The sequence below is a fragment of the Halomonas sp. ND22Bw genome (assembly GCF_003011945.1).
In the GTDB taxonomy this organism is placed as follows: domain Bacteria; phylum Pseudomonadota; class Gammaproteobacteria; order Pseudomonadales; family Halomonadaceae; genus Halomonas; species Halomonas halophila.
In genome coordinates this window covers 26,882-46,649 of record NZ_PXWD01000019.1, presented here as the reverse complement: position 1 = coordinate 46,649, position 19,768 = coordinate 26,882, and the positions used below count along the sequence as shown (strand labels likewise).

Sequence of the window (19,768 nt, the reverse complement as noted above, 5' to 3'; positions counted from 1 at the left end):
TGGAGATCTTAACGGCCGTAAATGGCTAGCGAACTGCTACCTGAATCCGGATGCCTCACCGCGCTGCAAAACCGAGAAAAAGCCTGTTATAGGTTGGGCAATTCTATATGCCATTAATGAAGAGGTAGGTGGCCCTTCACCAGAGAGAAGTATGCGACTCCGTCGCGATCAAGTAACGAATGAACAGCGTGAAGAAGCTAAATCTATAGCCGATGAATGACTAAATAAGCAACCTCCTCTCTCTAACTTTACCCCGCGTTTTGGTTTCTAGGATGCGGCGATCATTGTGCACGGCTCTACTTCTCTTGGCATGGCTGGTATCCCCTCTGTCGGCCTTCGCCCTTGAGCCCGAGGTTCAGGCCGCCAAAGGTGAGGGCATGCGTCTCTACAATATCCAGCATTCGGCGGCGGCCTTGCCTTATCTCGAACAGGCCGCCGAGGCCGGTGATGTTGAGGCGATGTACTACATGGGAGAGGCGGAGCGTCGTCAGCGCATGATGAATATGACGCGAGCAGCCCTGGACTGGTATCTGAAAGCCGCTGAACAGGGCGAACCCTACGCCATGCTGCGACTTTGGGATGGTGGTGCCTGTGTTGCTGGTGATTACTGCCCCGAGGATGCCGAGGGCTGGCGCGAAAAGGCACTAGCCGAGCAATTGCCCCGCGCCGAGGCTGGCAATCTCAAGGCCATGCTCGCGCTATATTACATTTATGGCGCCCTGGACGATAACAATGAAGGGAATGAATGGCTGGAGAAAGCCGCAGAAGCCGGTAACCCTGAGGCTCAGGATCGTCTGGCCAAGATGATTCAAGATGGATATGGCTTCTATTGGTCGGATGAAGGTCGCCTCGAAGCGGCTGAAAAATTGGCTCGAGGAGCAGCTGAACAAGGGTATGTGCCTGCCATGCATACCTTGTCTGGTCTTTTAAGTGATAAAGGTCAAGAAAAAGAGTCTTGGGAGTGGTTGGTCAAGGCATCCGAGGGTGGATCGCGCGGTGCGCGCTTGAAAATTGGGTGGTGTTACCTTAATCCAGAAGAATATGGCAGTGAAGGAGGAGGGTGCTTTGTCGATCAAGATGTTATGAAAGGTTGGTCTATTCTTTATGCAGTAGATGAAGAGGTTAACGACAATACCGCTGAGTCGATTATGGCCCGTAATAGAGATCTTCTCAGCTATGATCAGCGCCAGCAGGCAGAAGAAATTGCAGAAGAACAATGGCTGAACCATGGGCCTCCTCTTTCTAAATTCCCCCCCAGATATGGGTTCTAAGTCGTGAGGGAGCAGGTCTTAGGCAGATTGCTTGGTGTTCTGATGTTTCTATCGTTGCCGGTATGGGCCCTCGAGTCCGAGGCACAGGCCGCCAAGGATGATGGCATGATCGACTACAACCTAGGTTACGTCGTCGATGCCATCCCCAAGCTGCAACCAGCCGCCGAAGCAGGTGATGTGGAAGCGATGTATTACCTGGGTGAATCCCACCGCATAACCCATATGGGAATGACCCGCGATGCCTTGGAGTGGTATCTGAAAGCCGCTGAACAGGGCGAACCCTACGCCATGCTGCGACTTTGGGGTGGTGGTGCCTGTGTTGCTGGTGATTACTGCCCCGAGGATGCCGAGGGCTGGCGCGAAAAGGCGCGTGATGAACAGTTGCCTCTCGCCGAGGAGGGAGATGCCGAGGCCATGCTGGCGCTGTATTACATTTATGGTGCCCTGGACGATAGCGATGAAGGCAATGAATGGCTGGAGAAAGCCGCAGAAGCTGGTAATCCTGAGGCCCAAGATCGTCTGGTCAAGATGATCCAGGATGGGTATGGCTTCTATTGGTCGGATGGGAGGCGACTCGAAGCCGCCGAAACACTGGCTCGAGATGCGGCGAACCAAGGATATGTGCCGGCGATGCTAACGCTATCCGGCGTTTTGAGTGACAAAGGTGAGGCGGAAGAATCTTGGGAATGGAAGGTCAGTGCTTCTGAGTCTGGAATGGTAGGTCCAATGCTTGGTGTCGCCTATTGTTATCTTAACCCCGCAGAATATAAAGAGCTTGGCGGGGGCGTATGTTTTGCCGGACAGGACAAGGTAAAGGGTTGGGCGATTCTTTATGCAATGGTAGAGGAGATAGATAATCAACAGGCCGAGAGTCTTATGGAAATGAGTGGCGATCTATTAACATATGAACAGCGTCAGGAAGCCGAAGCTCTATCCGAAGAAGAGTGGCTGAACCATGGGCCTTCTCTTTCCAAATTTCCCCCCAGATATGGGTTCTAGATCGTGAGGAAAAAAGTCTTAGGCAGATTGCTTGGCGGCCTTATGTTTCTCTCGTTGCCGGTATGGGCCCTCGAGCCCGAGGTTCAGGCCGCCAAGGATGAAGGCATGATCGACTACAGCCTAGGTTATGTCGTCGATGCTATTCCTAAGCTAGAGCCAGCCGCCGAAGCAGGTGATGTGGAAGCGATGTATTACCTGGGTGAATCCCACCGCATAACCCATATGGGGATGACCCGCGATGCCTTGGACTGGTATCTGAAGGCTGCTGAACATCGTGACCCTTATGCCATGCTGCGCCTGTTTCAGGGCGGTGCCTGCGTGGCGGGGGACTACTGCCCCGAGGACGCCGATGGCTGGCGCGAGCAGGCGCTCGCCGAGACGCTGCCCAAGGCCGAAGCGGGCGATACCGACGCAATGCTGGCGCTCTACCATATCTATCGCCTGATGGACGACAGCGGAGAGGGTGTCGAATGGCTGGAAAAAGCAGCGGACGCAGGGAATCCCGAAGCCCAGACGCGACTGGGAATGAATATTCGCGGCGGCCAAGGCTGGTACTTTCTGGAGTCCAGGCGTTTAGAGGCGGCCGAAGAGTGGTTTAGGCGTGCGGCTGATCAAGGATACGTGCCCGCAATGAGTGACTTAGCAGGAGTGCTGGAAAAACAAGAAGAATTTGAGAAGGCTTGGGAATGGACGGTAAAAGCTTCTGACAATGGTCATACAGAAGAGCGCTTTGGGGTCGGGTGGTGTTATTTGAATCCAGAAGAACTAAATTCCGAACCTGATGCCGAAAGGTGTCAGAACGAACAAGATGTCGTTCTTGGTTGGGCCATTCTTTTAGCTATGGTGGAAGAGACGGGATATCATTCTGCAAAAAGTACAATGAGGCGTAACAAAGACGAATTAACCCCTGAGGAAATTGAGCAAGCCAAGGTGCTAGCAAGAGAGTGGGTCGATAAAGAGCCCCCTCTTTCGAACTTCCCACCCCGTTTTGGCTTCTAGGATGCGGGGATCATGGTTCACAGCCCTGCTGACCTTGGCATGGCTGGCGTGTCCTCTGCTGGCCTCGGCCCTCGAGCCCGAGGTTCAGGCCGCCAAAGATGAGGGCATGCGTCTCTAGAATATCCAACACTCAACGACGGCCTTGCCCTATCTCGAACAGGCCGCCGAGGCCGGCAATGTCGAGGCCAGGTAGGTTTATTGGCTGGCATGTCCCTGTCAGCTTACACCCCCTGAATCTGAGACGCAGACCTCAAGAGCCCGCAGAGCAGCACTATCCTGTGCCGCTCTGCGGGCTCTTTATCGGTGTCGTATCGCGACGCCTGGCAGTCGGATCAGGTGTCGCGCGCCAGCACCCGCAGGCGCGACTCGCACATGTCGAGGTCCAGGTAGGTGCCCTGGAGATGGCGCCGGCCGCTCTCCGGGTTGAAGGCGAGGCGTCCGTGCAGCACCCGGCGGTTGTCGAAGGCCACCATCTGGCCCGGGGCCAGGGCGAATTCGAGCCGGTTTTCCGGGGCTTGGGTCAGCTGCCAGAAGGCGCGGTAGGCGTCGTACCAGGCGTCGATCACTTCCAGCGGCAGGCGAAGGGTGTCGCGGATCCAGTTGTTGAGGCGCACCTCGGTGACGTTCCCGGCCGCATCGAGCGACAGCAGCGGGGCGGTCAGCACGATGTCGTGCTCCTCGTCCTGGAAGCGGAAGTCGATCGGCGTCTCGGCGAGGCGGCGGAACGCCTGCGGCTCCTGGCGACGCAGGGCCTCGGCCGCGGCGAAGCCGTCGACGAAGGTCGACTCGCCGCCCTCGGCGTCGTTCTCCAGGCAGTAGAGCAGCTGGATGTCCGGCGGATGGCGCCAGTTCGGCAGGTCGGTGTGCAGCGCCAGGCCGATGGCGGTGTAGGCGGCGTTGTTGGGGTTGGGCTTGGAGCGCACGTCGAAGCGGGCGCCGAAGTTGGTGGCGCGCAGCGGGCCGATGCGACCGGCCAGGCGGCTGACCTCCTCGTCGGCCAGCGGGCCGTCATCGAGCAGCACCAGGCCGTCGCGCAGCAGGGCGGTCAGCCAGGCGCGCTCGCCCTCGGCGCCGGCCACGAAGTCGGCGTGGGCGACGCGCACGGGGCGGAAGTCCTCGCGCCAGGGCCGGCGGGTCGGCACGGCATCCGGGCGTGCCTGACCGGGGCGGCGCTGTTGCAGCCAGCCGGCGTCGAAGCGGCTGACGTGGCCGTCGGCCCAGGTCAGCGTCAGGTTGCCGTCCTCGAGGCGCGCCTCGGGCGTGTCCGGCACCTCGAGGCCCATGTAGAGGCGCTCGCGGGTCATCGGATGGCGGCACTCGGCGCAGGCGCAGTGGTCGCGCAGCCAGGTCAGCGGGAAGGCGGCGCGTTCGCCGTCTTCCCAGGTCAGGGTCAGGCGGGCGCCGGCGGCACTGGCCTCGACCAGACCGGGGCCGCCGGCGTGGTCGTCGAGTTCGGCCATGGGCACGCTGGGGCGCGCCTCGGCGGTCGGCGTATCGGTCATGATCGGCTCCTCCGTCGTTAATGCGCTAATGGTGACGGCTGGGCGGAGGCGCGACAAACGATTAATCTGGCGCCTATGACCCCAAAAAATTTATGTCAGACTTTTCCATGAAGCCCCTTCCTCCCCTGCTGTGGCTGCAGGCCTTCGAGGCCGCCGCCCGCACCCTGAGCTTCACCGCCGCCGGCCACGAGCTCGGCGTTACCCAGGCCGCGATCAGCCAGCGCATTCGCCTGCTCGAGGATCGCCTGGGCCAGCGACTGTTCGTGCGCCACCCGCGCAGCCTGAGTCTGACGCCGGCGGGCCAGGCCTGGCTGCCGAGCCTGCAGGACGCCTTCACGCGGCTGGCCGAGGGCACCCGGGAGGTGTTCGGCGAGCCCGGTGAGTCGCCGGTGACCCTGCGCACCACGCCGGTGGTGCAGCAGAACTGGCTGGCCCCGCGGGTGGCGGCCTTCCGCGAGGCGCATTCTGAGATCGCACTGCGCCTGGTCAGCGCCATCTGGCCGGATGACTTCGGCCCCGAGGGCGCCGATCTGGAGATCCGCTACGGCCGCGGCGACTGGCCGGGCGTGGAGGCGCTGTCGCTGGGTCAGGCGGTGATGGTGCCGGTATGCGCGCCGGCGCTGGCCGAGCGTTTCGCCACGCCGTCGGACCTGGCCGGCCATACCCTGCTGCATGCGGTGGGTTTCGCGGTGGGCTGGCCGGCCTGGCTGGAGGCGGTGGGCGCCGCGGGGCTGGAATCGCGCTGTGCCGCGCTGTCCTGCGACAACCAGATGATGACCCTGGCGCTGGCGGCCCGTGGCGCGGGCATCGCCCTGACCCATCGGCGGCTGGTCGAGGAGCGCGACGATCTGGTGGTGGCCCTCGAGCTGCCGGTGGAGAGCGACGAGGGCTTCTGGCTGGTGCGCCCGGCCCGGCGCCAGCCGCGCCCGGAGGCCGAGCGACTGTGGGGCTGGCTGGCGCAGGGGCTGGGCGATTAAGCACCGTATCGCCGACTGACTCGGCAGGCCGAGAGGTGCGCTAGTCTTGAACGGGGAGCTTAAGCAAGGCTTAAGACATCGCCCGGACAATGGCGGCACGAGTCGCGACCGGGACAGGCAAAGGAGAGGCGCATGCGCGTGCTGCTGGTGGAGGACGACCCGCTGCTGGGCGACGGCATCAAGACCGCGCTGCAGCGCGAGGGCTATGCCGTCGACTGGATGGACAACGGCCGCGAGGCCATGGCCGCGGCCCGCTACGACGACTTCTCGGTGATGGTGCTCGACCTGGGCCTGCCCGACGTCGACGGCATGAAGGTGCTCGAGGCGGTGCGTGGCCGCGGCTCGCTGCCGGTGTTGATCCTCACCGCCCGTGATGACATCGACTCACGCCTGGCCGGGCTCGACGGCGGCGCCGACGACTACGTGCTCAAGCCCTTCGACCTCGCCGAGCTGCTGGCCCGCCTGCGGGTGGTGATGCGCCGCGCCGAGGGACGGGCCTCGCAGTTCCTCGACGTGGGTGAGCTGCGCATCGACGAGGCCCGCCATCGGGTGATCTGGCAGGGCGAGGAGATGCCCCTGACGCGCCGCGAGTACGCGCTGCTGCTGGAGCTGGCGCGCCACGCCGACCGGGTGATGACCCGGCCGCGGCTGGAGAACCTGCTCTACGGCTGGGAGGAGGAAGTGGCTTCCAACGCCGTGGAGGTGCATATCCATCACCTGCGCAAGAAGTTCCACAAGGGCCTGATCACCACCATCCGGGGCGTCGGCTATCGGCTGAACGCCGGTGACGCATGAGGTCGATTCGCCGCTATCTGAGCCGCACCCTGGCGCTGGTCCTCGCCGGGGTGACGCTGCTCACCGTGACCGCCGCCTACCTGATCACCGCCCACGAGACCGAGGAGATCCTCGACGCCCAGCTCAGCCTGCAGAACCGGGTGGTGGCCAGCCTGATCGGTCCGAATGACTCCGAGGCCACCTATCGCCGGATCGCCGAGCGCATGAGCCATCCGAAGCGCCTCGCGAGCTTCCATCCGGATGGCGAGGCGCCGCTCGAGGCCGCCGGCCGGGGGGCGGCGCTCTATCATCACGAGGAACGCGAGCTGTCGCTGGGCTTCTGGCACCGCGACGGCCGCCCGTACCTGACGGGCGCGCCCTGGAGCGGGGCCGGGCCCTTCCCGCCGCCCGAGGAGCAGGGTTACGCCTGGGCCGAGTACGACGGCGGCCGCTGGCGGGTGTTCTCGATGTTCGACGAGGACAGCGGGCTGTGGATTCGCTCCGGGGTCAGCATCGAGTTCATGCACGAGCTCGAGCGCAAGGTGGCGCTCGGCAACCTGGTGCCGATGCTGCTGGCACTGCCGCTGCTGCTGGTCGCCATGGGCTGGATTGTGCGCCGGGGGCTGATCCCGATCGGCACCCTGTCGCGGGAAGTGGCCGGCCGCGACGACCGCGACCTGGCCTTCATCGACGTCGGCGTGCCCCGCGAGCTGTCGGGGCTGCGCGAGGCCCTCAACGACTTCATCGCCCGCCTGCGCGAGACCCTCGAGCGCGAACGGCGCTTCACCGCCGATGCCGCCCATGAGCTGCGCACGCCGCTGGCCGGGCTGAAGATCCACCTCGACAACGCCCGGGCCGGCGAGCGGGACTCGCTGGACAAGGCCTGTCGCGGCGTGGAACGGCTGCAGCGGGTGGTCGAGCAGCTGCTGGTGCTGGCGCGGCTGGACCGCCGCGAGGCCCGCGAGACCCGCGACATCGATCTCTATCCGCTGGTGCTCGAGCTGGTCGCCGAGCTGTGGCCCTGGGCCCAGGCCCGGCATCAGGAGATGACCCTGCACGGCGTTCAGGCGCTGTGGGTGCGTGCCGATCCGGTGGAGGCGGGCATCCTGATCCGCAACCTGCTGGACAATGCCCTGCGCTACACGCCGGAGCACGGCGAGGTGGCGATCACGCTCTCCGAGACCGCCGACAGCGCCGTGCTGGCGGTGCGCGACAGCGGCCCGGGCATTCCCGAGGAGGTGCTGGCCACCATCACCGAACGCTTCCGCCGCGCCGCGGACCAGCGCACCACCGGCAGCGGCCTGGGGCTCGCGATCGTGCAGCAGCTGGCCGAGCGCCAGCAGGCCGGACTGACGCTGCGCAACTGCCACCCGCACGGCCTCGAGGCCGCGCTGCGCTGGCCGACCCGGGTGCCGGCGCTCGGCGGCGGGAACGGGCGCGGCAAAGCGTAGAGGTCAGTCGGAGGACGGCGAGTGCCAGGACAGCGGATCGAGGCGGAAGTAGCGGCCGAGCAGGCCGTAGAGCTCGGGATAGGCGGCGTCCAGCGCCGCGGGGGCGGCGAAGAAGTACTCGCAGCTCACCGCGAAGCACTCGCCCGGGTGGCTGGCGGCGTAGTCGTCGATGGGCGTGGCCTCGCCGCGGGCGAGATGCGCCTGGAGGTCGTCCCACACGGTGGTGAACACGCGATGCCAGTCCTGCGCGGTCATGTCGGCCGGCAGCGGCGGGAAGCCGTCGGCGTCCAGCGAGTTGGCCATGTCGAGCTTGTGGGCCAGCTCGTGGATCACCACGTTGAAGCCGTCGAGCCGGCCGCTTTCCATCAGGTCCGGGTAGGCGACCACCACCGGCCCCTGGTGGGAGGTCTCGCCGGCGCGCTCGTCGTCGTATTCGTGCATCACCCCGAATTCGTCCATCTCCTCCACCCGGCGATGAAAGGCGTCGGGCACGATCAGGATCTCGTGCAGGCCGGCGAAGGCCTCGCGGTGGGTGGCGTCGTCCCAGCCCAGGGTCAGCAGGCAGCCCTGGGCGGCGATGGCCAGCCGCGCCGGCACGTCGAAGTCGATCGCCGGGTCGAGCTCGGGATGGCGGCTCAGCCGCTTGGCATGGGCGAAGCGCCAGGCGCGATGGCCCAGGCGCTCGGCGGCGGCGTCGGGCAGGGCGGCGAGCAGCGGCAGCCGTGCCCGGGCCTCTTGCCACTCGGCCTCGGGGAAGGGGTGGCGGGCCTCGAAGCGGGCCGCCCGCCAGCGCCTCAGGCGCTCCAGCACGGCCTCAGCTCTCGTCCACGTCGCGGCCCGCGGATGGCCGGCCCCCGGACTTCCACGACCAGTCGCGCAGGCGCAGGTCGAACAGGTCCTGGCGGCGATCCTTGAGGTTGGTCACCGAGCCCTCGTTGCGCACCACGGTGAGCCGGGTCAGGTCCAGGTCCGAGAACATGATCATCTCGGTGTTGGGCGTGGTCTCGGCCAGCACGGCGTCGTGGGGGAAGGAGAAGTCCGAGGGCGAGAACACCGAGGACTGGGCGTACTGGATGTCGAGGTTCTCGATCGACGGCACGTTGCCGACGCTGCCGCACAGCACCACGTAGCATTCGTTCTCGATGGCCCGGGCCTGGGCACAGTGGCGCACCCGCAGGTAACCGTTCTTGGTGTCGGTCCAGAAGGGCACGAACAGGATGTCCATGTCCTGTTCGGCCAGCAGCCGCGAGAGCTCGGGGAATTCGACGTCGTAGCAGATCTGGATGCCGACCCGACCGGCGTCGGTCTCGAACACCTGCAGTTCGTCGCCGCCCTCGATCACCCAGTCGCGGCGCTCCTGTGGGGTGATGTGCAGCTTGGCCTGGCGCTCCACGGAGCCGTCGCGGTGGCAGAGGTAGGCGACGTTGTAGAGTCGGTCCTGCTCGCCGAACTCGATCATCGAGCCGGCCACGATGTTGATGTTGTAGGCCACGGCCATGCGCGACAGCTCGGTCTTGAAGCGCTCGGTGAAGCCGGCCAGGAAGCGGATGGCGGCGATCTGGTCCTGCTGGGCGGCGCGGTCCTGCAGGCCCATCAGCGGGGCGTTGAACAGCTCCGGGAAGACCGCGAAGTCGCTCTGGTAGTCGGCCAGGGCGTCGACGAAGTACTCGACCTGCTGCAGCACCGCCTCCACCGAGTCGAACTCGCGCATCTGCCACTGCACGGCGCCGACCCGCACCTGGGTGCGGCGGCTCTCGAGCACCCGCTCGGCGGGTTCGAACAGGATGTTGTTCCACTCGAGCAGAGTCGCGTAGCCCTGGGACTTCTCGTCCTCGGGCAGGTACTTGCGCAGCAGGCGCTTGACCTGGAAGTCGTTGGCCAGCTGGAACGACAGGATGGGGTCGTGGATCTCCTTGCGCGCCACCTTGTCGATGTACTCCGCCGGCGAGAGCTCGTCGGCGTACTGGTGGTACTGGGGGATGCGGCCGCCGGCGAGGATCGCCCGCATGTTCATCGAGCGACACAGGTCCTTGCGCGCCTCGTAGAGCCGCCGGCCCAGGCGATAGCCGCGATAGTCCGGATGGATCAGCACGTCGAGGCCGTACATGGCGTCGCCCTCGGCGTCGTTGAGGATGATCTCGCGCTGGCCGATCAGGTCGTCGTACTGGTGGGGGTTGGAGAACTCGTCGTAGTCGACCTGCACGGTCAGGGCCACGCCGACCAGCCGGCCGTCGTCCTCGATGGCGATCTGGCCGTCCGGAAATTCCTCGATCAGCTTGTCGATGGTGTGCTCGGGCCAGGCGCCGCCGATGTCGTGATAGACGGCGTCCATCAGCGTCTTGAGCTGCGGGTAGTCGTCCTGCGTCAGGTTGCGCAGATTGAGATGCAGATCATCGAGGGACATGCCGCGGACTCTCCGGTCGGGGAACGAAAGCCGCAGTTTAGCAGCCTCTTGCCCTCGGGCCGACAGGCGTAGTGGGGATCAGGCGCCGCCGGTAAGAGTGGGCGATACCGCGCTCCAGCGCTCCCGGCATGGACCGAGACGTCGTGGCGCGCAGACACTTTCGTGCACCGTCTAGCGCAGCTGGCTGTCCTTGCTGCCCCGGCGATTGAAGCCGCCGCCCGGGCCCTGACGCCTGTCGCGCTCGGCCTGGCAGGCGAGGCACAGCCGCACGCCGGGCACGGCCTGGCGCCGTGCCTCGGGAATCGGGTCGCCGCATTCGTCGCATTCATGGGCGCTCTCGCCGCGGGGGATCGCGCGCCGGGCGCGCTCCAGCTCGTCCTGCACGCTGTCGTCGATCTGCTGCTGGACGTCGCCGTCCTTCGACCAGCCTCCGGCCATCTCGTGTTCCTCGTTCGCAGTGCGTGTTGTCGTGCGGCCGCCTAGTGCGTCTCGCGGCTCGCCGTGGGCAGCTCGCGGCGCACCAGCGGCCGGGTCAGGGTCTGGGCCATCACCACGCCGGCCAGTATCAGGGCGCCGCCCAGGAAGTGGAAGCGGGAGACGGTCTCGCCCAGTGCGAGCATGGCGATGATGGCGCTGAACAGCGGCATCAGGTTGATGAAGATGCTCGAACGGTTGGCGCCGATGCGGCGGATGGCGTGCATCCACAGGTAGGTGGTGACGATGGAGGCGGGGATCCCGGCGTAGACGATCAGGCCGAGGTTGTCGGCGCTGACCGGCGTCATCGGTCCCGCCAGGTAGGGCGGCAGCAGCAGGAGCACGGCGAAGACCACCTGGGCGTAGAGCAGCACCCAGGGCGGCAGGTCGATCGTCCAGCGTTTGAGCATCACGCCGTAGAGCGCATAGCAGGTCGCGGCCACCACCATCAGGGCGTCGCCCGTGGCGACCTCGAGGTCGAGCAGCGACAGCGGGTCGCCCTGGCCCAGCAGCACGCTGACGCCGACGAGCGCCAGCACCCCGCCGGCCACGCCGCCGAGGCTGGGCGGCTCGCGCAGGATCAGTGCACTGAGCAGCACCGTGATCAGCGGCACCATGGCGGCCAGGATGCCCATGTTGGTGGCCGAGGTGGTCTCGGCGGCCACGTAGGCCAGGCCCTGCCACAGCCCCATGCCCAGCAGGCCCAGCGTCGCCAGTTTCGGCCATTCGCGGCGGATGATGGCGCGATGGCGCCAGGCGGCGGGGGCGACGAAGGGCGTCATCACCGCCAGCGCCAGCAGCCAGCGCAGGAAGGCGATGCTGCTGGGGGCGATGGCGCCGACGGTCAGCTGGTTGATGGTCATGTTGCCCGACCAGATCAGCACGGCGCCGAGCGGCAGCAGGAAGACGAACGGTGACATGGCATCCTCGCGTCGATGAAAGGGCGGTCGTGAGCGGCCTGAAGATGAGCCTTCGATAATAAGGCCGTCGACGGCAGGGGACCAGACGCGAGCCGCCCCCTGGGTCGGCCACCGCGATGCGGCATGGGCCCAGGGGGCGGCGTCAGTGAGGGCGCGGCCTCAGCGCAGGGCGCGCAGCTCGCCGTTCAGCGCCTTGATGATGGTGTAGCACATCAGAATCATCACCACCGAGAAGGGGATCGCGGTGGCCGTGACGCCGGCCTGGAGCGCCGAGAGCCCGCCGCCGATCAGCAGCACGATGGCGATCAGGCCTTCCACCGTGGCCCAGAACATGCGCTGGGGGCGCGGCGCGTCGATCTTGCCGCCGGCCGTGATGGTGTCGATCACCAGCGAACCGGAGTCCGACGAGGTGACGAAGAAGATCAGCGCCAGGATGATGCCCAGGGTCGACATCAGACCCGACAGCGGCAGTTCGTTGAGCATGCCGAACAGCGACAGCTCGGGGCTGTAGTTGTCGATCACGTATTCCTTGACCAGGCTACCGGCCGGATTGGCATAGAGCTGGTCGAGGGCGGTGGCGCCGAACACACCCATCCAGATGAAGATGAACAGGCTCGGGATCAGCAGCACGCAGATCACGAATTCGCGCACCGTGCGGCCCCGGGAGACGCGGGCGATGAACATGCCGACGAAGGGCGCCCAGCTGACCCACCAGGCCCAGTAGAAGATGGTCCAGGACTGGCGATAGGCGTCGTCCTCGCGGCCGAAGGGCGCCGACAGCGGGATGAACTCCGTCACGTAGGTCTCGAGGCCGCTCCAGAAGCCGGTGAGCGCGGCCAGGGTCGGGCCGGCGAACAGCACGAAGAAGAAGAACAGCACGGCCATGCCCATGTTGATCTCGGAGAGCCGCTTCACGCCGCCGTCCAGGCCGCGCCACACCGAGACCAGCGCCACCGCGGTGACGGCCACGATCACGATCACCTGGGTGGTGATGCTGACGTCCAGGCCGAAGACGAAGTTCATGCCGGCGTTGGCCTGCTGGGCGCCGAGGCCCAGCGAGGTGGCCAGGCCGAACAGGGTCGAGAACACCGCCAGGATGTCGATGGCATGGCCCCACCAGCCCCAGACACGGTCGCCCAGCAGCGGGAAGAAGGCCGAGCGGATGGAGAAGGGCAGGCCCTTGTTGTAGGTGAAGATGGACAGCGCCAGTGCCATGACCACGTAGACGGCCCAGCCGTGGATGCCCCAGTGCAGATAGGTGCCGGCCAGGCCCATGGCGGTGGCGTCGGCGACGGCCTCCGGGTTCAGCCCCCCGTCGGCGCCGAAGGGCGAGGGCGTGCCCAGTGGCGAGGAGACGTTGGCGTGGTAGACCGGTTCCAGCACGCCGAAGAACAGCAGGCCGATGCCGATGCCGGCGGCGAACAGCATCGCGAACCAGGAGAGATAGCCGTACTCCGGCGTGGCGTCGGGCCCGCCCAGGCGGACCTTGCCGTAGGGCAGCACGACCAGTGCCAGGCAGAACAGGATGAAGCCATCCACCACGATCATGAAGTAGCTGTCGAGGGTGCCGGTGGAGAAGCTGACGATGGACTGGAAGAGGCTGCCGGCCCGTTCGGGGAACAGCAGGGTGAGGACGATGAAGGCGATCGAGGCCAGCGCCGAGATGGCGAAGACCCGGTTATGGATATCGAAACCGATGGGGCCCAGGCTGCCCTCGATGTTGTCCTGGCCGACGGTGTAGTCCGTCTGCATGTCGCTCGACACTGCGGCGGGTGTCGGCTCGCTTGGATGATTCATGAAAGACTGCTCCTGCATGGGGGAGGCGAAATGGCCGACGGAGTCTCTCATACGTCGGCCGGACCGTATGTTCGGTAGCGGCCCGGCCGCGTATCAAAGCCGACTTCGGCACGGCCTCCTGCGGGGAAGTGAGGCGGACCCGGCGCCTGGCCGGATCGGGCGCTGCCGCCGGAAGCCCGGCGGCGGCGCAGGGTCAGGCCTGCTCGGCGTCGACTCTCGGAAAGCGCGAGCGTGCCTCGAGATCGTCCAGGTCGATGGTGTTGCGCATGTACTGGACGCTGGCGTCGAAGTGCGGCTGATGATCCCAGGGCGTGACCCTGCCCTTCATGTTAGCCCGGGCCACCAGCTTGCGACGGCGCTGGCTGTCGAGCACCTGCTGGTGCAGCCGCTCGATGTCCCAGCGGCCGGCCACCTCGTCGCGGAACTGCCGGCACACTTCCCGGTGGGCGGGATCCTCGGCCAGATTGGTCAGCTCCAGCGGGTCGGCCTCGAGGTCGAACAGCTGGTCCGGGTCCGGGGTGGAGTGGACGAACTTGTAGCGGCCGCGGCGGATCATCAGCAGCGGCGCGATGGCGCCCTCGCCGCAGTACTCGCCGATCACCTCGTCGTGGCCGCCCTGGCCGGTGAGATGGGGAATCAGGCTGCGGCCGTCGACGGGCACGGCGTATTCCGGCGCCTGGCCGTCATTGCCCCATTCGGCGAAGGTCGGCAGCAGGTCCATGGTGGAGACGGACTGCTTGACCCGGCCGGCGGCGTAGCGGCCCGGCGCGTGGACGATCATCGGCACCCGGGCGGAGCCCTCGAACCAGCTCATCTTGTACCACAGGCCGCGCTCGCCGAGCATGTCGCCGTGGTCGCCGGAGAACACTATGATGGTGTCCTCGGCGAGTCCGCTCTCCTCGAGGGCCGTCAGCACCTTGCCGAGCTGGTCGTCGACGTAGCTGATGGCGCCGTAGTAGGCCCGGCGCGCGTTGCGGATCTGCTCGTCGGTGATGGTGTCCTCGTCGCACTGGTAGACGTGGCGCAGGCGCTGGGAGTGCGGGTCCATCAGCTCGCGGCAGTAGGGCACCCGCGGCATGTCGATCTCGTCGTGCGCGTAGCGGTCCCAGTATTCCTGCGGAATGGTGTAGGGATCGTGCGGGTGGGTCAGCGAGACCGTCAGGCAGAAGGGACGGTCCTGGTCGCTGCGTGCGTAGTCATAGAGGAAGCGCTGGGCGCGGAAGGTCACCTCTTCGTCGAAGTCGAGCTGGTTGGAGCGCACGCAGGGCCCGGCCTGGGTGACCGAGGACATGTTGTGGTAGTAGCTGGGGCGCGACTCGACGTCCTCCCAGTCGACGTACCAGCCGAAGTCGGCCGGATAGATGTCGGAAGTCAGGCGCTCCTCGAAGCCGTGCAGCTGGTCCGGGCCGCAGAAGTGCATCTTGCCGGTCAGCGCCGTCAGGTAGCCGGCGTCGCGCAGGTAGTGGGCGTAGGTCGGAGTGTCGGCGGCCAGCTCGGCGGCGTTGTCGAAGCCGCCGATACGCGAGGGCAGCTGGCCGGCCATCAGGGTGAAGCGCGACGGCGCGCACAGCGGGCTGTTGCAGTAGGCCGAGTCGAACACCACGCCTTCCTCCGCCAGGCGCGACAGGTTCGGCGCCTTGACCACTCTGTGGCCGTAGAACGGCAGCGACGGCGCCGCCATCTGGTCCGCCATCAGAAACAGGATATGGGGTTGCTTGCGCGCCATGGGAGCTCCTCTTGTTCATTGTGGCCACGCGCATCGTCGTGGTCGCCGCGTCGGTGTGTGTCGAGGCGACAGTCTCCCTGCTAATCTCAAACCCTGTAAACTCGCTGATTTTTTATGTCTGGAATTAGATTAACTAATGTCTTTGATGGATAAACGGGTATCGCCCAACGGCCTGCGGGTGTTCGAGGCGGCGGCTCGCCACCTGAGCTTCACCGCCGCCGCCCGGGAGCTGCGCTCCACCCAGTCGGCGGTCAGCCAGCAGGTCCGTGCCCTGGAGGAGCAGCTCGGCCTGACGCTGTTCGATCGCGTGCACCGCGGCGTACGCCTCACCGAGCCGGGCCAGGCGCTGTTCGAGGCCGTGCAGGAAGGCTTCGCGACCATCGAGAACACCATCGACCGGCTACAGCGGCGCCATCGCAACCCCCGCCTGAACATCCTCACCGACTTCTCGCTGGCCTCCTACTGGCTGCTGCCGCGGCTGCCGGACTTCCGCGCGCGCCATCCGGACATCGACGTGCGCATCCAGACCAACCAGGGCGTGTTCGACTGGCAGGGTCAGGAGGTCGATATCGCCATCGTGTTCGGCGACCGCCGCGGCCTGGAAGGCGCGACGCGGCTGCTGGACGAGGAGGTGTTTCCGGTCTGCAGCCCCGGTTTCCTGGACCAGCACGGCCCGATCGACGGACTGGCGCGCCTCGGCGAGGTGCCGCTGCTGACGCTGAGCGCCGACCAGGGGCAGCAGTGGCTGGACTGGCCCGGCTATTTCGCGCGCATGGGCGGACGGGTGCAGCCGGCGCCGTCGGAACTGATCTTCAACAACTACCCGCTGCTGGTGCAGGCGGCGATCGCCGGGCAGGGGGTGGCGCTGGGCTGGCGGGGGCTGGTCGATGACCTGATCGAGCGCGGCATGCTGACGGGGCTGGACGGCCTCTCGCTGAGCACCTCCAACGGCTACGGGATGATCGACGTCCACCCCGAGGATCGGCGCGACGCCAAGCGGGCCTTCATGGCCTGGATACTGGCCGGCTGAGCGTTCCCGGCACGAAAAAGCCCCGGTCTGGGCCGGGGCTTGCGTTGCCGTTGACTGCCTGAGGGCCTGTCCCTCAGTCCTCGGGGTCGTTGGCGGAATCCACACCGCTTGCGGGGGCCACCTCGTCGTCGACGCTGCCCTCGGCGTGGGTAGCGGCATCTTCGGCGGGATCGTTGGCGCTGTCCGTACCGCCTTCCTCGACGATCGGATCGTCGCCCATCGCACCGTCATGACCTTCCATGGTGCCCTGCTCGACCTCGTTGGCACTGTCGACGCCCTGGTTGGGGGCCAGTTCGTCTTCCTCGTGATGTGACGCCAGAGCGGCGCCGGACAGCATCATCAGAGCGCTGAGGGTGACGGCAGCGGTCGCAATACGTTTCATGGTGCACCTCTCATCCGTTTGGGTGTGATAGGCATCCGTGCATTTCGTCGAATGCTATACAGAACCTATGCAAAAATTCCCGGATACGCAAGGGGGATGCCCGAAACGACAGGAGCCCGGCCATGGCCGGGCTCCTGTCGTCGGGACGAGAGAGGTGCTGCAAGCGTCAGGTCAGGCTGGCCACGGCGGCCTTGGCGATCTGCACGTCCTGGTCGGGCTTGACGCCGGAGATGCCGATGCTGCCGGCCACCTGGCCGTCGACGATCACCGGTACGCCGCCGGACAGCAGGGCCTGCAGCGGTGCGGTGGCGAAGGCGGTGCGGCCGTTGTTGATCATCTCCTCGAACACCTGGGTCTCCTTGCGGCCGATGGCGGCGTTGCGCGCCTTTTCGGTGGCGATACCGGCGCTGAAGGGCGCGGCGCCGTCCAGCCGGCGCAGGCCGAGCAGGTGACCGCCATCGTCGGCCACGGCGATGGTCACGGACCAGCCGTTGGCCTCGGCTTCCTTCTGTGCCGCGTCGAGCAGGACGTTGACGTCGTCCAGGGTCAGTACAGCTTTGGTCTGCATCTGGTTAGCTCCTTCTTGGGATGTCTGGGGGTATCAGTCTGTCATTGAAAAACGCCGTGGACGATCATGCCAGCGCCTCGTCCACGATCTCGATCCAGTGCCTGACCGGAGTGCGGCCGGCGCCGTTCGGGTGCGTCTGGCAGCTGAAGGAATGAGCGCGCGTCACGATCACGCCAGTGCCTCGTCCACGATCTCGATCCAGTGCCTAACCGGAGTGCGGCCGGCGCCGTTCAGGTGGGTCTGGCAACCGATGTTGGCGGTCACGATCACTTCCGGATCGCCGGCCTCCAGGGCGTCGAGCTTGTTGTCGCGCAGTTCGGCGGCGAGTTCGGGCTGGGTCACCGAGTAGGTGCCGGCCGAGCCGCAGCACAGGTGCGCGTCCTGCACCGGGGTCAGCGAGAAACCGAGCTTGGCCAGCACGGCATCGACGCTGCCGCCGAGCTTCTGGGCGTGCTGCAGGGTGCAGGGGCAGTGGAAGGCCAGGCGCTTGTGCTCGCGCAGCGTCAGCGGCTCCAGGTCCTCGGCGCGCAGGATCTCCACCAGGTCCTTGGCCAGGGCGCTGATGCGCGCGGCCTTGTCGGCGTAGTCCGGGTCGTCGGCCAGCACCTCGCCGTATTCCTTGACCATGGCGCCGCAGCCGCTGGCGGTCTGCACGATGGCCTCGCAGCCGGCTTCGACGTGGGGCCACCAGGCGTCGATGTTGGCGCGCATCCGCGCGCGGCCGGCGTCCTGGGCGTTGAGGTGATAGTCGATGGCGCCGCAGCAGCCGGCCTCCGGCGCCGGGGTCAGGCCGATGCCGAGGCGGTCGAGCACCCGGGCGGTGGCGGCGTTGGTGTTGGGCGAGAGCCCCGGCTGCACGCAGCCCTCGAGAATCAGCATCTGGCGCTCATGGCGGGCACCCTCGGGGCGGCTGCCGGCGTCCACCGGTGCCGGCGGCATCTTGTCGCGCAGCGTGCCGGGGACCAGCGGGCGGAAGGTCTGGCCGAGCTTGAGCAGCGCCTGGAAGCGGGCCGGCTCGACCAGCGCCTTGCGCAGGCCGAAGCGCAGCGCGCGCTCGGCGGCGGGCCGCGGCGCTCGGCGCTCGATCTCGGCGCGGCCGATGTCGAGCAGCTTGTGGTATTCCACCCCGGACGGGCAGGTGGTCTCGCAGTTGCGGCAGGTCAGGCAGCGGTCTAGGTGCAGCCGGGTCTCCTCGGTGACGACGTCGTCCTCGGGGTTCTCCAGCATCTGCTTCATCAGGTAGATGCGCCCGCGGGGGCCGTCGCGCTCGTCGCCCAGCAGCTGGTAGGTGGGGCAGGTGGCGTTGCAGAAGCCACAGTGCACGCAGGTGCGCAGCACCCGCTCCGCCTCGCGGATGTGCGGCTGTTCGAGATCCTGTTCGGTGAAGTGCGTCTGCATGTCAGAGCTCCGCGTAGAGTCGGCCCGGATTGAAGATGCCCTTCGGATCCAGCTCGGCCTTGAGCCGGCGGTGGTACTTGAACATCACCTCGGGCAGCGGGGTGAAGGGCTCGGCGGCGCCGGGCGTGAGGCAGGTGGCGTGTCCGCCGGCGGCGGCGCAGGCCTCGCGCAGGGTCTCGGCGGGCAGGTTGCTTCTCAGCCAGCGCTGGGCGCCGGCCCAGTCGTGGAGCATGGCCTGCTCGTCAAGGCCGTCGGCCTCGAGGCGGGCGCGCTGGGGCAGCGAGATGCGCCACAGCGGGCGGTCGTCATCGCCGCCGAAGAACGGCAGGCGCTGCTCGCGCAGGTCGTCCCAGAATCCGGGATCGAGGTCCTCGCCGCCGAGGCGCTCGCGGGTGGTGGCCACCGAGCCGGGGCCGCCCTCGAGGCGCAGGTGCAGGGCGCCGTCCTGCCAGGCGGCGGCGGTCAGCGGCAGTGGATGACGGCCCCATTCGGCGAGGCGCTCGCGGGCCTCGTCCAGCGGCATCTCGAGGCGCAGGCCGTGGCAGGCCGAGGGGCGCGGCAGCACCTTGAGGGTGACCTCGGTGAGCAGCCCCAGGCCGCCCTGGGCGCCGACCATCAGCCGCGACAGGTCGTAGCCGGCGACGTTCTTCATCACCTCGCCGCCGAAGCGCTGCTCGTCGCCGGTGTGGGTGATCACCCGGGCGCCGAGCACGAAGTCGCGCACGGCGCCGGCCCAGGGGCGACGCGGGCCGGAGAGTCCGGCGGCGACCGTGCCGCCGACGGTGGCGGCGTCGCCGAAGTGCGGCGGCTCGAAGGGCAGCATCTGGTCGTTCTCGGCCAGCGCCGCTTCCAGCTCGGCCAGCGGCGTGCCGGCGCGCACCGAGACGATCAGCTCCACCGGGTCGTAGCCGGTGATGCCGCGATGCTCGCGGGTGGCGAGCGTCTCGCCCTCCACGGGGCGACCATAGAAGGCCTTGGTGTCACCGCCGACGATGCGCAGTGCCGTGCCCGCGGCGTTGGCCTGGCGGACGCGCTCGCCCAGCTCGGCGCTGATGTCCCGGTCCTGCGGGGATGTGGATGTGGCCATGATCATTCC

Annotated in this window: 18 protein-coding genes and 1 pseudogene; 8 read left to right on the top strand and 11 right to left on the bottom strand. The window is 66.7% G+C overall.

The annotated features are described in order from the left end of the window. From CVH10_RS26550 to CVH10_RS16435, 4 genes and pseudogenes are all read left to right on the top strand, one after another. Nucleotides 1-220 (top strand): annotated as a pseudogene (locus CVH10_RS26550) (sel1 repeat family protein); the annotation flags it as partial. Between the two features lie 157 nt (nt 221-377). Beyond that, entirely contained in the window at nt 378-1,271 is an 894-nt protein-coding gene (locus CVH10_RS16445; protein WP_369335837.1) for a tetratricopeptide repeat protein, read from the top strand. A 105-nt stretch (nt 1,272-1,376) separates the two neighbouring features. Continuing rightward, the gene (locus CVH10_RS16440) at nt 1,377-2,270 is read left to right on the top strand and encodes a tetratricopeptide repeat protein (protein WP_369335836.1); all 894 of its coding nucleotides are present in this window, start codon (nt 1,377-1,379) and stop codon (nt 2,268-2,270) included. Between the two features lie 105 nt (nt 2,271-2,375). Next, complete coding sequence (locus CVH10_RS16435; RefSeq protein ID WP_369335835.1) at nt 2,376-3,269, top strand: tetratricopeptide repeat protein; 894 nt, start codon at nt 2,376-2,378, stop codon at nt 3,267-3,269. Between the two features lie 332 nt (nt 3,270-3,601). Here the strand turns inward: CVH10_RS16435 and CVH10_RS16425 are convergent, their stop codons facing one another. Then, nucleotides 3,602-4,771: a TauD/TfdA family dioxygenase gene (locus CVH10_RS16425; protein ID WP_106489277.1), complete on the bottom strand. Its 1,170-nt coding sequence runs from the start codon at nt 4,769-4,771 to the stop codon at nt 3,602-3,604. A gap of 107 nt (nt 4,772-4,878) precedes the next feature. Here CVH10_RS16425 and CVH10_RS16420 point away from each other — a divergent pair, with 107 nt between their 5' ends. The 3 genes from CVH10_RS16420 (at nt 4,879) to CVH10_RS16410 (ending at nt 7,973) form a co-directional block, all read left to right on the top strand. Further along, nucleotides 4,879-5,748, top strand: coding sequence for a LysR substrate-binding domain-containing protein (locus tag CVH10_RS16420; RefSeq protein WP_106489281.1), 870 nt, complete (start codon nt 4,879-4,881; stop codon nt 5,746-5,748). Between the two features lie 132 nt (nt 5,749-5,880). After that, nucleotides 5,881-6,543, top strand: coding sequence for a response regulator (locus CVH10_RS16415; RefSeq protein ID WP_106489276.1), 663 nt, complete (start codon nt 5,881-5,883; stop codon nt 6,541-6,543). Then, a complete protein-coding gene (locus tag CVH10_RS16410; RefSeq protein ID WP_106489275.1) occupies nt 6,540-7,973 on the top strand; it encodes an ATP-binding protein in 1,434 nt (477 codons plus the stop codon). Before CVH10_RS16415 ends, CVH10_RS16410 begins: the two co-directional genes overlap by 4 nt. Before the next feature lie 3 nt (nt 7,974-7,976). On the opposite strand, the gene CVH10_RS16405 is transcribed toward CVH10_RS16410, so the two are convergent. From CVH10_RS16405 to betC, 6 genes are all read right to left on the bottom strand, one after another. Continuing rightward, nucleotides 7,977-8,783 carry a zinc-dependent peptidase gene (locus CVH10_RS16405; RefSeq protein ID WP_106489274.1) on the bottom strand — a complete coding sequence of 269 codons (807 nt, stop codon included), beginning with the start codon at nt 8,781-8,783 and terminating at the stop codon, nt 7,977-7,979. A 4-nt stretch (nt 8,784-8,787) separates the two neighbouring features. After that, on the bottom strand, nt 8,788-10,377 hold the full coding sequence (locus CVH10_RS16400) for a bifunctional GNAT family N-acetyltransferase/carbon-nitrogen hydrolase family protein (RefSeq protein WP_106489273.1): 1,590 nt from the start codon (nt 10,375-10,377) through the stop codon (nt 8,788-8,790). Between the two features lie 171 nt (nt 10,378-10,548). Beyond that, entirely contained in the window at nt 10,549-10,815 is a 267-nt protein-coding gene (locus CVH10_RS16395; RefSeq protein WP_035593679.1) for a DksA/TraR family C4-type zinc finger protein, read from the bottom strand. A gap of 41 nt (nt 10,816-10,856) precedes the next feature. Further along, nucleotides 10,857-11,771 (bottom strand): DMT family transporter, encoded by a 915-nt coding sequence (locus CVH10_RS16390; protein ID WP_035593676.1) that lies wholly within the window; start codon nt 11,769-11,771, stop codon nt 10,857-10,859. Nucleotides 11,772-11,930: 159 nt separating this feature from the next. Beyond that, complete coding sequence (locus CVH10_RS16385; protein WP_106489272.1) at nt 11,931-13,568, bottom strand: BCCT family transporter; 1,638 nt, start codon at nt 13,566-13,568, stop codon at nt 11,931-11,933. Nucleotides 13,569-13,761: 193 nt separating this feature from the next. After that, complete coding sequence (gene betC / locus CVH10_RS16380) at nt 13,762-15,294, bottom strand: choline-sulfatase (RefSeq protein WP_106489271.1); 1,533 nt, start codon at nt 15,292-15,294, stop codon at nt 13,762-13,764. Nucleotides 15,295-15,439: 145 nt separating this feature from the next. On the opposite strand from betC, the gene CVH10_RS16375 reads away from it, so the two are divergent. After that, nucleotides 15,440-16,324 carry a LysR substrate-binding domain-containing protein gene (locus CVH10_RS16375; protein WP_369335834.1) on the top strand — a complete coding sequence of 295 codons (885 nt, stop codon included), beginning with the start codon at nt 15,440-15,442 and terminating at the stop codon, nt 16,322-16,324. Between the two features lie 73 nt (nt 16,325-16,397). On the opposite strand, the gene CVH10_RS16370 is transcribed toward CVH10_RS16375, so the two are convergent. From CVH10_RS16370 to glcE, 4 genes are all read right to left on the bottom strand, one after another. Continuing rightward, nucleotides 16,398-16,706, bottom strand: a complete 309-nt coding sequence (locus CVH10_RS16370; protein ID WP_046079405.1) for a hypothetical protein — start codon at nt 16,704-16,706, stop codon at nt 16,398-16,400. Nucleotides 16,707-16,872: 166 nt separating this feature from the next. After that, complete coding sequence (locus tag CVH10_RS16365; protein ID WP_035593668.1) at nt 16,873-17,274, bottom strand: heme-binding protein; 402 nt, start codon at nt 17,272-17,274, stop codon at nt 16,873-16,875. A 168-nt stretch (nt 17,275-17,442) separates the two neighbouring features. Beyond that, nucleotides 17,443-18,672, bottom strand: coding sequence for a glycolate oxidase subunit GlcF (gene glcF / locus CVH10_RS16360; RefSeq protein ID WP_106489269.1), 1,230 nt, complete (start codon nt 18,670-18,672; stop codon nt 17,443-17,445). A 1-nt stretch (nt 18,673) separates the two neighbouring features. Next, nucleotides 18,674-19,759 carry a glycolate oxidase subunit GlcE gene (glcE, locus tag CVH10_RS16355; RefSeq protein ID WP_106489268.1) on the bottom strand — a complete coding sequence of 362 codons (1,086 nt, stop codon included), beginning with the start codon at nt 19,757-19,759 and terminating at the stop codon, nt 18,674-18,676. Between the last annotated feature and the right edge of the window lie 9 nt (nt 19,760-19,768).

Excerpts from the sequence above, each read along its gene's own strand:
- CVH10_RS16385 (WP_106489272.1), bottom strand. The coding sequence starts at position 13,568 with ATGAATCATCCAAGCGAGCCGACACCCGCCGCAGTGTCGAGCGACATG.
- CVH10_RS16440 (WP_369335836.1), top strand. The coding sequence starts at position 1,377 with ATGATCGACTACAACCTAGGTTACGTCGTCGATGCCATCCCCAAGCTG.
- CVH10_RS16370 (WP_046079405.1), bottom strand. The coding sequence starts at position 16,706 with ATGAAACGTATTGCGACCGCTGCCGTCACCCTCAGCGCTCTGATGATG.
- CVH10_RS16400 (WP_106489273.1), bottom strand. The coding sequence starts at position 10,377 with ATGTCCCTCGATGATCTGCATCTCAATCTGCGCAACCTGACGCAGGAC.
- CVH10_RS16435 (WP_369335835.1), top strand. The coding sequence starts at position 2,376 with ATGATCGACTACAGCCTAGGTTATGTCGTCGATGCTATTCCTAAGCTA.
- CVH10_RS16425 (WP_106489277.1), bottom strand. The coding sequence starts at position 4,771 with ATGACCGATACGCCGACCGCCGAGGCGCGCCCCAGCGTGCCCATGGCC.
- CVH10_RS16420 (WP_106489281.1), top strand. The coding sequence starts at position 4,879 with ATGAAGCCCCTTCCTCCCCTGCTGTGGCTGCAGGCCTTCGAGGCCGCC.
- CVH10_RS16365 (WP_035593668.1), bottom strand. The coding sequence starts at position 17,274 with ATGCAGACCAAAGCTGTACTGACCCTGGACGACGTCAACGTCCTGCTC.
- glcF (WP_106489269.1), bottom strand. The coding sequence starts at position 18,672 with ATGCAGACGCACTTCACCGAACAGGATCTCGAACAGCCGCACATCCGC.
- CVH10_RS16390 (WP_035593676.1), bottom strand. The coding sequence starts at position 11,771 with ATGTCACCGTTCGTCTTCCTGCTGCCGCTCGGCGCCGTGCTGATCTGG.
- glcE (WP_106489268.1), bottom strand. The coding sequence starts at position 19,759 with ATGGCCACATCCACATCCCCGCAGGACCGGGACATCAGCGCCGAGCTG.
- CVH10_RS16445 (WP_369335837.1), top strand. The coding sequence starts at position 378 with ATGCGTCTCTACAATATCCAGCATTCGGCGGCGGCCTTGCCTTATCTC.
- CVH10_RS16375 (WP_369335834.1), top strand. The coding sequence starts at position 15,440 with ATGGATAAACGGGTATCGCCCAACGGCCTGCGGGTGTTCGAGGCGGCG.
- betC (WP_106489271.1), bottom strand. The coding sequence starts at position 15,294 with ATGGCGCGCAAGCAACCCCATATCCTGTTTCTGATGGCGGACCAGATG.
- CVH10_RS16415 (WP_106489276.1), top strand. The coding sequence starts at position 5,881 with ATGCGCGTGCTGCTGGTGGAGGACGACCCGCTGCTGGGCGACGGCATC.
- CVH10_RS16395 (WP_035593679.1), bottom strand. The coding sequence starts at position 10,815 with ATGGCCGGAGGCTGGTCGAAGGACGGCGACGTCCAGCAGCAGATCGAC.
- CVH10_RS16410 (WP_106489275.1), top strand. The coding sequence starts at position 6,540 with ATGAGGTCGATTCGCCGCTATCTGAGCCGCACCCTGGCGCTGGTCCTC.